This window comes from Gilvimarinus sp. 1_MG-2023 (assembly GCF_030548285.1).
The window spans coordinates 1-239 of sequence record NZ_JAUOSC010001625.1 but is presented as its reverse complement, the minus strand read 5'-3'; the positions used below and the strand labels follow the sequence as shown (position 1 = coordinate 239).

Annotated in this window: 1 protein-coding gene; it reads right to left on the bottom strand. The window is 54.4% G+C overall.

Translation table 11 applies throughout. The features are described 5' to 3' along the window. Window positions 1-239 (bottom strand): hypothetical protein (locus Q4563_RS22295; protein WP_303606098.1); only part of this gene is annotated, 239 nt, incomplete at both ends.

Here is a 239-nt window from a genome sequence, read left to right as displayed (position 1 = left end):
CCACATAGGCGCCATCGCTGCCCACGGCGATGATTTGTGGATCATAGTCACGACCAGTGGTGTTACCCAGCGCTTCCAGCTGTACTTTGTCACCGTTGAAGGAGCCATCGGCTTTAAACGCCTGCACAAAGATCGAATAGTCACCGTCGCTATCATCACCACGCCAGGTCACCACATAAACGCCATCAGTGCCCACGGCGGTGATTTGAGGGTACCGATCAGCACCGGTGATATTATCC